We start from the raw sequence: 13,238 nt of genomic DNA on the forward strand, positions 1-13,238 counted from the left end.
GCAGGCCGGAACTTCGTCCAGCAGGCCCAATTTGGCAAGTTATTAATACCGATAGGTTGCCTGCACTGAAAATCCATTCGCACTATTGTCGTAGTTGGCACTGTATGCCGGTTGAAGACCGGAGTTGTTCTCTTGTTTTATGGAAACTTTGGAATCCCAGAGATAACCATAAGCGAAGTCTATCGTCAGATCGTCATTCGGCGAATAAGCACCGCCCAAAGTCACGGCTTGGCGATTCCCAACCGGAATGCGCACGCTGCGATCGGCATTCCTGATGGGCGACGGATCATAGGCATAGCCTGCGCGCAGCAGCCATTGTTGGTTCAATTGGTAGGAGGCGCCAACGGCGGTGGACCAAGTGTCGCGCCAGTTCATTTCTTCGATCACACTTCCCAGGCCAGCCGCCTGGCCCACGGGGGTAAGACCGCTGTTGACTGCCTCGACCTTCTTGATCCGGCTCCAACGTTTCCAGGTGGTCCCCAGGTATCCTGTCCAGCGACTATTGAAACGATGGGTGATGGACGTGTCCACGGATTCGGGCATAGTAAGGTCTATCTTGTTGTCATACTTTCCGTCCAGCGGGATAACGCTCGGGGAGCCGTTAACCTCAGTATGCCCTTGGAGTTCATAGTCCACCTTCGAGTGATAGGTAATCCCCCAAGTAGTTGCATCACTCAAGTCAACCAGGAGGCCGACGTTGTAGCCAATGGCTGTGTCATCGCCTTTGATGGTGACCAGTGTGTCCTGACCGTTGTTCAAGGCGCCGGTGGCCAGGTAATTCTGAAGCTTTGCACTGAAATGGTTTATGGTCGGTCCGCCACCAATGGACACGTAATCATTGATCCGCCAGGCAATGGTGGGCTGCAGGGTTACTTCCTTGGTCGTGCTATAGGAACCATGGTAGCGGCCCTGAAAAGAGCCCTCGTAATCATTGATCAGACCACTCGGAGCATAGAGGCCCAGACCAATCGAAAAACGATCGTCAAGCGGCGTCGACATATAGGCGAAGGGCACGACCGCCAAAGGTACCGAGTCCCCTTCATTCGTTCCTGGGGCACTGCTCTGCGCATCACTGATGTCGTCGCTCACCGAGACGACCGCGGCGCCGCCGGAAATCTCACTGCGTTTCAACTTGGTCAAACCTGCAGGGTTTCCAAAGATGGTGCTGGCGTCCAGCGCGGATGACGACCTTCCCGCATACGCAGTCCCCGCACTGCTGGCGCTTTGTTCGTTAAGGGCAATGCCATTGGCGCCTGCCATTGTAGAGGCGCTGAGGAGTGCCATGGCACTGGTGAACTTTATCCAGACAGCACACTTTCGCTGAACAGAGAGACACGGGATCACACGGCTATTCAGTTTCATTTTCCACCTCTTGTTTCTTGTTTTTGTTGATTGCACGCAGGCAAGGCTTCGCCGTCCTGTGCACTTCTCAGTGCCGGTTGGAGTTGATCGAAGTTGTGTAAAAGGCCCTGGCCGAACAGCACCAGGGCATCATTGCTGTACTGCGGATGCGAATCAGAGACTCAATTAAGCCACTCGATTGGAAAGCTATAGCGCCCCAGGAGCGGCGCCAGGATTTCCTGGTTAGTTCCGGCCTTGATGCAGGCAACCTGCCCACGACGATTGTCCTGCACGACTTCAACAGCAATATCCGAAAGCCCCAGACGTTCCACTTCCTGCTGGACTACTTTGGCAATCTCCCGCTGCTGCAAGGCGGGCTTGAATATCTTGCCCACGGCAGTCAGTGGCAATGCTTCGAGGATTTCAATGCGCCTGGGAACGGCTGCCCGCTCGCTGATGTTGCGATGGGCGAATGCCTCAAGTTCTTCGGCGTTGCAAACTTGCCCGGGGCGCAGTTGAACGTAGGCGACTGGCACCTCGCCCGAGTAGGCATCGGGGCTGCCGATTGCAGCGGCCAAGGCGACGGCTGGATGCGCCTGCAGAGCCTCCTCGATTTGCTTGGGATCGATGTTGTGGCCGCCGCGGATGATCAACTCCTTCTTGCGTCCGGTCAGCCAGAAGTAACCCTGCGCATCCTGGCGACCCAAATCGCCGGTATTCAACCAGCACTGACCGTCGATATCGATCCAGAGGCCCTGGTTATGACGCTCCTCCAGATAGCCATTGAAGAGGTTCGGACCACTGATCGTGATGAGACCGATCTCATCCACGTTGGCGTCGCGCAGGTACTCTCCAGAATCATCGAGCAAGACCGCGCGCATATCCTGGTAGGCGATCCGTATCCCGATGGAGCCGATACGGCGCTCGCCATGGGGCGGATTGACCGAGGAAACGCAGGCGCCCTCGGTAAGACCGTAACCTTCAAGGATCTTTAGCCCGGTCCGGCGCTCGAACTCTCGGAAAAGCTCAGCCGGCATGGGTGCGGCGCCACACATTGCATAGCGAAGACTGGACAGGTCGCGGCCCTGCCATTCATTTTGCAGAAGTGCAGCATAGACAGTTGGCACGCCGGAAAAGAAGTTGATACCGAAGTGCTCGACCATCTCCCAGAATCGTGGGATCACCCCCTCGCCACGATACCCATGAGGCGTCCCGAGGATCACATGGTCGCCTTGAGTCCAAGGCATCAGTCCAGTAACCAGCTGGCCATTGACATGAAAAAGCGGCAGGCCACAAAAGATAACCTGGCCACCACTGCGTGGCTGCAAGTGAGCGGCCATGGCCCATGCATTGAATACTTCCGAGCCATGGCTACGCGCGGCGATCTTGGGAAGCCCGGTGGTGCCGCCAGTACAGATGTAGGAGGAGCACTCATCCTGGCGGATTTTCCGACCGCTCTTGAGGTGTGTGTGCGGTTGAGCATTCATCAGCGATTGCCAATCGTGGATCGCGATACCGCTGTGTAAGTCTCGCTCCTTCAGTGCCGCGGCTTTCAGGGCCCCACTCACTGGCTCGGCGACATAGGGCTCCATGCTGACCCAAACGACAGACCTGACCGTGGGTAACTGATCCAGCTGCGAAGCCAGTTTGGGCCACAGATCGCTGCCTGGAGTCGGCGCGAGTGTAACCACCACGGATGCCTTTGCGGCATTCAGTAAGCCAGCCATCTGCTTGGCCTCAAGCAGAGGATTGATCGCCATGACGATGCCCGCCGCCTCCCCGCCCCATATCGTGAAATGGGTTTCCGGCACATTGGGCAAGATAAAGGCGAGCACCTCGCCCGGTTCTATGCCCAGGTCATCGAAGGCATTCGCCGCGCGGGTGATATCCGCGAAGAGCTGGGAGTAGTTCCACTGGTAGGTGCGCTTGAAATCGGCAGCATCGGTGAAGAAGCTTAGCGCCGGCGCCTGGGGGGTGCGCTCGGCTGCCTGTCGCAGCGCTTCATAAGTGCTGCAAGCCAGGCCACGCTCCGACAAGGGGACTCGTTCGAGATTTTCGATGTCGCTCAGGGTCTGCACCACCATCAGGCTTCCCCCACGACTCGGTTGCGTTGCACGCCGAGGTCGATCACACCATCGGCGCTGCGAATGCGCGCCTCGACCACGTCACCGGCCTTGAGATACTGCGGCCGGCCCTCCTGCGCCTTGAGGAAAAGCTTCCACTTGGTGGCTTCTGGCATCAGGGCTGCAATGCGCATTTTGGCAGGCGAAGGTACCGTTAGAGCGCAGCCGGCAGGAGTGCCGGTAGCGATCAAGTCGCCAACGGCGAGATCTTGCAAGGCAGAGAGTTCGGTCAGGGTTTCTGCCGGGCCGTAAACCAGATTGGCCGTGCTGTCGTTCTGTCGCACCTGGTCGTTGACTGTCAGGCGCAGCTGCAGTGCTTTGAGGTAATGCATGCTCTTGGCATCCAGCAGGCACAGGTAGGGGCCGACCGGGCCGAAAGTGCGGTAGCTCTTGCCCTTATAGAACTGCATCTGGGGAATCTGAATGTCACGCGCCGAGTAGTCATTGACAATGACGACGCCTGCAATGAACTCATGCAAATTGGCGTCGGTGACAGCAATAGCGCCGGTGATCGAGCGCTTCATCACAAGGCCCAGTTCGATCTCGTAGTCAAGGAAGCGCACGTGGCGCGGCTTGATCAGGTCGCTGTCAGCCGCCACCAGGCAACTCGTCGCCTTGGTGAAGATCATGTTGAATTTCTTCGCATCCGGGTCCATGCCCGATTCGATCATGTGCTGACGGTAATTGGCGCCCTGGCAGACGAACTGCTGGTTACGGGTCACCGGCGACAGCAGTTTCACTTCGCCCTCCGCAAGTTCCGTACCTTTGATTTGAGCGAGGTCGTCGATACTGTTCTGGCGAATGAAGTCACCGGTGGTTTCAAAAGTACCGGGGACAACCGTGATACGGCCCTGGCGTAGCACGCCCCAGTGGATACCATTCTGAAATTCAAAGCGGACTACGTGTACAGCAGACATTGAAGGTACTCCTGGAGCGGCGTTTGTCCCGCGCTCGGTGGCGCGAGAACTGTGGTGTTGTTCTAAGGGGGGGCTGGCAACGCTGTAGACCAACGAGCCGCCGACGATCAAAGCGCCGGCTTTGAGCACATCCCGCCGGCCATACCTGGTTGAATTTTTCGACATGGCGGCAGGCCTACCCGAACATCCGCATGAGTGTTATCAACTTGCGAATGGTCAGGTCCGGGCTGCGTCGCAGGTTACGGATCAGCGCATGCAGCTTGGCCAGGCTCATCTTGGGTTTTGTAAAACTCTTGGGCATGCGCTGCCCCCACTGCGCCATTGCCTCGGGGCTCACAGGATGAATACCCGTAGGCTGTGCGGCCGTGAAGATATCCCCGTCGCAGTAATGCTCGTGCTTATCGCCCCAAGGGTCTTGCCAGTAATCGAAAATCTGACTGCCGAGAATGTGTCGGCCGATTCCCCATGAGTGTTCCCAACCGCGCTCGCGCAGGACGCGCTGCCCCATTCCCACCGCGTCTGCATCGACGACCTCATAGGCGCTATGGCTGTACGTAGCCATGAACCCTTGCGCTATCGCGAGCGCATGGTGATCCGCGGGGATGTCACCGAGGTCAAGGCGCATGAAGGTGACGATAGGTGTGCCGTCGGGGAGTACCTGCACATCGCTGGGAATAAATCCGAAATGCTGCGTATACCAGGCACAGGTCGCCTGATAGTCGGCCACTTCGATGACGATGTGACCGAGTCTGAGTACTTCAGGTGGAGCAATCGGCGGGCGTTGCGTGGCGTTGATTCGCGGTTGCTCGTGCGCCAGATTCCAGTGCAGAGGCGCTCTATGTGCCAGAGTCTCGCCTGGAGTCTGCTCGCAAACGGCTTCCACGATGAAACCGGACGGATCGGTCAGTCTGACGGAATACCCGCCACCAGGATGGTCCGATTTCTCTACCGCTGACGCGCCTGGGATTCGAGTCAGCTTTTGCAGATCCTTGCGAGACTGGACTGCCAGTCCGAACCCGACAAAACGTGCATGTTCTGCACGATGGACACGGTAACAGTATGAAGTCGCTTCGGTGGCCCGTAGATAGAGCGTATCGGCGTCCTGCCGACTTACCGTCAGGCCGAAGTCGGTCAGGAAACCCGCCGCCTGATCCAAGTCCGGCCTTTGAAAGATCAGGTGAGTCAGATCCTGGGCCTTCACCGTCGGCTGCGGATGCCGGGCGGGTTGTGGTGTCGCCAACCTGTGCAATTCGTTTCTATTGTTCATTGTTCTTGTTTTCCGGGTTTTTAGGGCAAAACTATCCCGCACCCCTGAAAACCAGAGGTGTTGTCTACTTGAATCAGTTACGAGCTCAGTCGAGAGACGGAAGTGCCGGCAACTCTATGGTCGCCAACGCACGCGCCTCCTCTGGCGGCACACCCAATGCCCGCAGCACCAGCTCGGCGGTGTCAGAGCCCGATTCGCGCCACGTTTTGTGACCTTCCAGCACCAGGAAAATCGAGCCCAGGGTGCTGCTCGAAATCAGTGTCAGTACGGAGAGCAATTGCTCCTGCTGAAACTGGTAGCGCCCAGTGGCAAGTCCGCTCAGAAGATCAGTAGTCGCTTGGCTACTAAACATTTCGCGCAACGAAGAGTTGCTCATGGCGAACTTATGGATGAACGCCCCCCACTGGGAGTCCTCGTGCGCTCGACGAATGAACAGTCGAACGCCATTGGCAAGGCGCTGAGCCGGATCGGAGAGGGAATTGAAGCTCTTGTTGACGCGTTCATGCATCTCCCTCGCGAGATGACTGGCGACCGCCTCGAACAGGCTTTCCATGCTTTCGATGTTGCTATAGACCGTTCCGCGCGCCACTCCTGCCTCTTGCGCGAGGTCGAGGATGTTCACCTGCGAGGTGCCTTTTTCAGCGAACAGGCGAAAGGCGGCTTGATGAATGCGGCGCTGTGTTGGATTTAGGGATTCCACGGTTCTCTCTCCAGGATTACCTTATGGCCTTATTGAACACGCGTGTTCATTAGACGTCAACGACGTTTTTTGAATCAAATACGTGCCTCACCATAAAAACCGTTATATGCCTCATAAATCTGGGCATTCTGAGTGATATGGCAAGATCCATGAGGAGCCTTTCAGATGTCCACGCGTTGACTTATTTGAACACGCATGTTCAGCTCCATGTTCTTTGGCTCGCCCTCTCGGCAGGGCCATCAAACCGGCCCATCGATGTAAACCAGGACTTCAACAAACCTGAGCGATGGCTGGCCGTTTTTTCATTCATGAAGGACAGAACATGACCGGCTCAAAGCTCTTCGAACCGCTTCGATTGCCTAACGGCACGGTGATTCCAAACCGTATCGCCAAGGCTGCCATGGAGGAGAACCTTGCCAATGAGGATCACGCTCCAGGGGAAGCGCTGGTCAGGCTCTATCGGCGTTGGGCGGACGGTGGGGCTGGTCTGATCATCACTGGCAACGTCATGGTTGACCGCCACGCCTTGACCGGACCGGCTGGCGTAGTGCTTGAGGACGATCGGAACCTGGGTAAATTCAGCCTATGGGCCGATGCTTGCCGCAGTCGCGGAGCCCAGGCCTGGATGCAAATCAATCATCCCGGACGGCAGCTATTGGCCTCAATGGGACAACCGGCACGGGGACCCTCCGCGGTTGCTGTCGACATTCCCGGACTATCAAAGGCTTTTGTGCCGCCCAGGGCCTTGAATGAGCAGGAGATCGAAGCGCTGATTGAGCGCTATACCCAGGCAGCAGCTCTGGCCGAGCGTGCCGGATTCACCGGTGTGGAGATTCATGCAGCCCATGGCTACCTGTTCAGCCAATTCCTTTCGCCCTTGACCAACCGGCGTAGCGACCGCTGGGGTGGCAGCCTGGAAAATCGTGCGCAAATTCTCCTGCAAACCATCGACGCAATACGTCAGCGAGTGGCACCGACCTTTTGCGTCGCGGTGAAGCTCAATTCCGCGGACTTTCAGCGCGGCGGTTTCGATGCCGAGGATGCGGCTCGCGTGGTGGAAATGCTTAACGCCAAGGCGGTCGACCTGGTCGAATTGTCAGGTGGCAGCTACGAAAGCCCGGCGATGCAGGGGCAGACCCGCGATGGTAGTCGCTTGGCTCGAGAAGCCTATTTTCTCGAGTTCGCGGAGAAAGTAGGAGAAATAGCGCGCATGCCGCTGATGGTCACCGGTGGCGTGCGCAGAAAGGAGGTGGCGGAGCGAGTAGTGAGCGGCTCGGTGTCGATGGTGGGGCTTGCCACTGCGCTGGCAATCGAGCCGGCCCTGCCGAGCCAGTGGATAGCTGGTCAGGACACCGAAGTGGAGCCTATCGTTGTCCGCTGGAAGAACAAGGCGCTGGCATCGCTGGCAGTGGCGTCGGTGATCAAGAAGCAGCTCGGCTTGTTGAGCCAAGGGAAACGGACAAAACCCAGGACGTCGCCACTCATGGCATTGATCGGCAATCAGCTGAAGGCTCGTCGCCAGGCGAAGAACTATCGGCAATGGATTGACCGGGCTTAGCCCAATGCCGTTCAGTTAAGCGAACGCAGCTTTTTGTAGGAGCCGAGCTTGCTCGCGATGGACGTTAACGATAACGCGGGTTTTCTGAATAAACGCGTTGCCCTTGAATCCATCGCGAGCAAGCTCGCTCCCACAGGTCTTGTGTCGTTCATGGGGTAGTGATCCAGAACACAGCCAAACCGAGTTGACGGAAAGGCTCAGGGCGCGATGGACGTTAACGATAACGCGTATTTTCTGAATAAACGCGCCGCCCTTGAGTCCATCGCGAGCAAGCTCGCTCCTACAACGGCATTGAGGCTTAGCCGGCCGAGGATGACATCAGGACTAGACGGGTAGCGGCTTGCCGGCAATTCTCCTGGCTCTGGCAGGGGTTACGCCCAGAGCCTTGAGAACCATTTCGGCGACCCGCAGATCGTGCTCCGCCACCGCACGCCCCTCGACAACCGCACGCATTGCTCCGGTTGTGCAGGATACGACCAAGTCCATGGCGACCCCTTCGTCCTCATAAGCAAAAGTGCCCGCGCGCAGACCTTCACGCAGGTCGCCAAGCACATGAGCAGCCAAACGCGAGCGCATGGCCTTATCGAAATGGATAATGCGCAGCAGTGCGTTCGCCCATTGATGGTCGTCGGCGGCCCGGCATACGAACATGCGCACACCAATCGAAAGCCGCTGTGCTCCGCAGTGCACGTCCGAGCTCAAGGCGGAAATGGCATCCGAGAACTCGGTGGCCATGGCGATGCCAACCGCCTCGAGTACTTCGTCGCGAGTTCGAAAATAGTTGTAGATGGTGCCGTTGGATACCGCGGCCTCCGCGGCTACCTCGAGCAGTGCGATCTCCCCCACCTCCTTACGCGCGATAAGACGCAATGCCGCGTCCACCAGGCCGCGACGGGTGCGTTCACGCTTCTTGTGGCCTCGCGTGAGAGGCTCTTGCGCAGTTGCTTCTGAAGGAAAAGTGGGGAAAGGCATCTTCAGGCTCTTAATCGAGGGGGCTCGCTAATGGTAATGGAAACGCTATTGGCTGTGGCGTCAGCGCTAGCCAACAGGCCCATGCAGTCTCGAAGGAGACTGCCTGCATCGAAGCCAGGGACGTGGTGCATGATGATGCGGTCGGGGCGAACCGCGACCAGCGTTCCTTTAGCAGCCAGCGGCAGGATGTCATGGTTCAGGTCTTCGATGAAGTCGCAACTGCCACCGGAGCGCGTGCCGCGTGTTCTGATCTCCAGGAAGTGGCCTCCCATTTTTTCCCAGGAAACGACCTGAGCGCTGGTCAGCAGTGACAACGGGTCAACACCGAATCCAACCAGGGTCAGGTAGTCTCCAAGAGCATCGTCGCTCAATTTGACCTGCTTTTGCATGTTGCGAACCCAGGCTTGGGGAAACAGACTGCCACGAACCAGCTTATCGCCACGACGATGCTGCACGAACAGTCCGTGTTTGAAGATGTTCTTCGGCTTGATGTCCAGCTGTTCGAAGTACCTTCTGGTAGCGGGAGTCAACGCCAGCATGCGCATCAGGCCATGGACGAAGAAAGCTGCGATCTTGTTTCTGGGCATCACCAGGCGGCCCATGAGTTTCGCCAGATTGATCATCTCCTGGGCATGGGGGCGACGCTCTACGTCATAGGTATCGAGCACTGAAGGCGCTGCATGGCCGCGAAGGACCCAGGCCAGTTTCCAGGCCAGGTTGGCGCCATCTCGAAGGCCTGCAACGAGACCTTGCCCGACAAAGGGAGGGGTAATGTGGGCTGCATCTCCTGCGAGAAAGGTGCGTCCCTTACTGAATCTATTGCAGCAGCGCGCGTGGAATCGATACACCGCCTTGCGCTCGATTTCCAGCTCCTGCGGATTGATCCATGGCGCGATCAGTCGGGCTATGCTTTCCGGGCTTTCCAGCTCTTCCCGGGATTCGCCTGGGTGGAGCATGAATTCCCAACGCTCCCTTCCGCCGGGAGCGGGCATGTGCGGCGTTGGGCGCCGTGGATCACAGATAAACTCAACGTGATCAATCGCTGACTTATGCCGGTTCATGACATCGACAATCAGCCAATCCTCTGCATAGGTTTGTCCTTCGAATTCCTGGCCAATCAGTGCTCTGACCTTGGAGCTTGCGCCATCCGCACCGACCAGGTACTGCGCGCGAACGGAATGCAAGTGGCCATGTTGATCACGTACGGAGGCGACGACACAGTCCGATTCCTCGACCAGATTCTCAAGTTCGAAGCCACCCAGGCTAGTCACTGACTTAAGCCTGGAAACCTGGCTGCGCATCGCTCGTTCGAGGTCGGGCTGATAGAAAGTCACAAGCTTGGGATGGCCGTCGATACACCCTGCGGTATTGGCTCGACTGAATTGCCCGAGAACCGGGGAGTGCATCCTCACTTCAGGGATAGCGATCTTCTCGAAAGCGTCTTCCGACAATCCGGCGAGTTGCAGGATGCGCAGCGCCTCGTTGTCCAGGGCAATGGCGCGGGGCATTAGCAGGACCTCATGGGTCTTGTCCAGTACCAGTGTCGTTACCCCATAGCGGCCGAGCAGCGCCGCGATTGTCGCACCTACCGGACCGTTACCGACGATCAGCACATCGACGGCGGAGGGAGGCAATTCGGAAACTTTCTTGTTGTTCATCTCGAGCCCTTGTTGTGATTGAAGTCGTGAGACGCGCAGGTCTCATCGTCAGGCAAAGTGAAGATATTCAAAAATGAGACATTTATCAATATTGATGTATTTGTCATTAATTTTTTGAGATCATTAACGCACCAGAATGAGGCCACGTGGCCTTGCCGAAGGTGTGACGGGCTGGTTTGCGTCAGTTTCCGACCGGTGAGGCTTGGCTTCTTAGCCGATCAGCGTTGTCATGGGAGTAATGGCCCAATACTAGAAACTATGTTTTAGTCTTCAGGAATCAAACGTGGCGCGTCCGCAGCCCCATCCGAACCCAGTCCAGCTCCGCTTCGTCGAGTTCGAGCTCGACGAGGCCAACGCCTGCTTGTTACGTAATGGAGAAGCCGTGGCGTTGGCGCCAACTCCATTCACACTGCTTTGCGTACTTGCGCGCCAGCCGGGATCGCTGGTGACCAAGGATGCTTTGCTTGATGCCGTGTGGGGGCATCGGTTCGTCAGCGATTCAGTGCTGAAGACGGCCATCAGCGATCTGCGCAAGGTGCTGGGCGACGACCCCAGGCAGCCCCGCTTCATCGAGACTGTGTCGCGGCGCGGCTATCGCTTCATCGCCGCGCCCTCCCCTGCACCTTCGATGCCGCCTGCATCCGCGACGGTACCCGCGGCCGGCACACATCCGTCGCCGTCATTCATCGGTCGCACCAACGAGGTCTCAAAGCTGCAAAGGGCGTGGGAGCGGGCTTACGGCGGCCAACGTGCAATAGTCTGGCTCGCCGGAGAACCGGGGATTGGCAAGACCACGTTGATCGAGTATTTCCTCGCCAGCCTTGGCGGCATCGCCTGCGCACGCGGCCATTGCGTGGAACACTACGGCACCGGCGAGCCGTACCTGCCGGTGCTGGAGGCGTTGGCCGATCTGTGCCGCAGCGACCCCACCCTGCCGGCGCTGCTGCGCGCCGTGGCGCCGACCTGGCTGTTGCAACTGCCGTGGCTGAGCACTACGCAGGAGCGAGACGCATTGCGGCGCGAGCTTGCCGGCGTCGGTCCGGACCGCATGCTGAGGGAAATGGGTGAACTGTTGGACCGCTACACAGAGCAGCGCCCGCTGTTGCTGGTGACCGAAGACCTGCACTGGAGCGATCGGGCGACGGTCCAGCTCATCGACTATATGGCGCGGCGACGTGGCCGCTCGCGGCTTATGTGGCTGTCGAGCTTGCGCCTCGCCGAGGTGGTAGCGCTCGATCATCCGCTCAGCTCGTTGCGCCACGAACTGCGCCTGCAACGTCTGTGCGAGGAAGTGGTGCTCGATCCGTTCTCGGAAACCGAGATCGCTGACTATGTTGCGCTGCATTCAGCCTCGCTAGCGCGCGATGAAGCCTTCGTGCGTGCCCTGCACGAGCGCACTGACGGTGTGCCGTTGTTCGTGTCGTCAGTCATCAGTGAAGTGATGGACCCAACGGACGACGACGCCACTATCGAGGCTCGGCTTGCGGGTGTGGCGGTCCCTGAAAACCTCGCGGCCATCATTGATCACTACATCGCCAAGCTTGGGCAGGAGCAGCGTGCGCTGCTCTCGGCAGCAGCGGTGTGCGGAGTCGAATTCCGGGTTGAAACGGTTTCGCTGGCCCTCGAGCGCGACCTCGCTTCTGTGGCCGACACCTGCGAGGAACTGGTACGCGAGCAGGTATGGCTCACACGGTCGCGGGCCACCGAAGTTGAAGAGACGGTAGAGCTACCCTACTCGTTCCGGCATGCTCTCTTCCGCCAGGTGCTGTACGACCGCACACCGCGTTCATTGCGCACCCACCTCCATCGCCAGGTGGGCGCTGCCCTCGAACGCGAGCGCGCGGCCGGTGTGCCGGTTGCTGCCTCGGAGCTGGCAATGCACTTCGACCGGGCTCGGCAGCCGATGATCGCGCTGCGCTACTACGCCGAGGCCGCAGAAGCCGCGCTGCTGCACTTCAGCCCGGTCTTGTGCATCGGCCTCACTGAGCGCGCGTTGGTCCTGCTGACGCAGGCACCAGAAGGGACGGAGCGCGATGCGCTCGAAATTACCTTGGCCACGCTGCAGGGGGTGTCGGCTTTCCACACGTTCGGTGTCGGCAGCGAAGCCAGGAACGCGTTCGAACGCGCGTACAGGCTACTGGCGGATGTGCCCGAGCATCCGATGCGCGGTCGCCTGCTGCACGGATTCGGCTATCTACTCGGTCTGCGCGGCGAGTATGCGCTGGCGCTGGAGGTGGCGGAGCGTGCTGAAGCCCTCTCCTGCGACGCAAATGATCAAGAGCTCATGCTGGCGGCGTGCATCGTGCAGGGCGAGGTGCATCACCTCCAGGGTCGCACGCAGACGACCCGCAGTTGGCTGGAGCGCGCCCTCGCGATCGCCGAGCCGCTGAACATCGGGGCGAACGAGATCTTTGCGGCGGATCCTCAGGTCATGCTGCACGGTATGCTGGCCATAGAACTCGTGCGTTCTGGCCTGGTTGAGCAAGGCCGAGCCCACATGCAGCGGGCGCGGACCCGCGCACAGGCGCTTCGCCAGCCTATGACCTGGCTGGTCGCCACCTGGCAGGAGGTGTTGATCGAGGTGCGGATGGGGAACCCTGTGCGTGTGGCAGCGCTGGCTGACGACATGCAGACGCTGGTCGATGAGTATTCGCTCGCACTCGGGCGTACGGCTTGCCGCTGGTGGCGCGGCTGGGCCGACG

Annotated in this window: 9 protein-coding genes; 2 read left to right on the forward strand and 7 right to left on the reverse strand. The window is 58.8% G+C overall.

Translation table 11 applies throughout. The features are described 5' to 3' along the window. Positions 1-42: 42 nt before the first annotated feature. The 5 genes from F8N21_RS21530 to F8N21_RS21550 all read right to left on the reverse strand — a co-directional run bounded on the left by F8N21_RS21530 (position 43) and on the right by F8N21_RS21550 (position 6,348). Positions 43-1,362: an outer membrane protein transport protein gene (locus F8N21_RS21530; protein WP_150644026.1), complete on the reverse strand. Its 1,320-nt coding sequence runs from the start codon at positions 1,360-1,362 to the stop codon at positions 43-45. Between the two features lie 161 nt (positions 1,363-1,523). Beyond that, on the reverse strand, positions 1,524-3,425 hold the full coding sequence (locus F8N21_RS21535; RefSeq protein ID WP_150644027.1) for an acyl-CoA synthetase: 1,902 nt from the start codon (positions 3,423-3,425) through the stop codon (positions 1,524-1,526). Next, complete coding sequence (locus tag F8N21_RS21540) at positions 3,425-4,381, reverse strand: fumarylacetoacetate hydrolase family protein (RefSeq protein ID WP_150644035.1); 957 nt, start codon at positions 4,379-4,381, stop codon at positions 3,425-3,427. The genes F8N21_RS21535 and F8N21_RS21540 overlap by 1 nt, the downstream gene beginning before the upstream one ends. Positions 4,382-4,556: 175 nt before the next feature. Then, positions 4,557-5,648 carry a VOC family protein gene (locus F8N21_RS21545; RefSeq protein ID WP_150644028.1) on the reverse strand — a complete coding sequence of 364 codons (1,092 nt, stop codon included), beginning with the start codon at positions 5,646-5,648 and terminating at the stop codon, positions 4,557-4,559. 85 nt (positions 5,649-5,733) lie between these two features. Further along, entirely contained in the window at positions 5,734-6,348 is a 615-nt protein-coding gene (locus F8N21_RS21550) for a TetR/AcrR family transcriptional regulator (RefSeq protein ID WP_150644029.1), read from the reverse strand. Between the two features lie 322 nt (positions 6,349-6,670). On the opposite strand from F8N21_RS21550, the gene F8N21_RS21555 reads away from it, so the two are divergent. Further along, positions 6,671-7,906 (forward strand): NADH:flavin oxidoreductase/NADH oxidase family protein, encoded by a 1,236-nt coding sequence (locus tag F8N21_RS21555; protein ID WP_150644030.1) that lies wholly within the window; start codon positions 6,671-6,673, stop codon positions 7,904-7,906. Between the two features lie 324 nt (positions 7,907-8,230). Here the strand turns inward: F8N21_RS21555 and F8N21_RS21560 are convergent, their stop codons facing one another. After that, positions 8,231-8,878: a TetR/AcrR family transcriptional regulator gene (locus tag F8N21_RS21560; protein WP_150644031.1), complete on the reverse strand. Its 648-nt coding sequence runs from the start codon at positions 8,876-8,878 to the stop codon at positions 8,231-8,233. A 2-nt stretch (positions 8,879-8,880) separates the two neighbouring features. Continuing rightward, complete coding sequence (locus tag F8N21_RS21565) at positions 8,881-10,536, reverse strand: bifunctional 3-(3-hydroxy-phenyl)propionate/3-hydroxycinnamic acid hydroxylase (protein WP_150644032.1); 1,656 nt, start codon at positions 10,534-10,536, stop codon at positions 8,881-8,883. Positions 10,537-10,819: 283 nt separating this feature from the next. Here F8N21_RS21565 and F8N21_RS21570 point away from each other — a divergent pair. After that, positions 10,820-13,238: ATP-binding protein (locus tag F8N21_RS21570; protein ID WP_150644033.1), on the forward strand; the 2,419-nt coding region annotated here is incomplete at its 3' end.

The organism is Pseudomonas fluorescens, from assembly GCF_902497895.1.
GTDB classification, from domain to species: domain Bacteria; phylum Pseudomonadota; class Gammaproteobacteria; order Pseudomonadales; family Pseudomonadaceae; genus Aquipseudomonas; species Aquipseudomonas fluorescens_BP.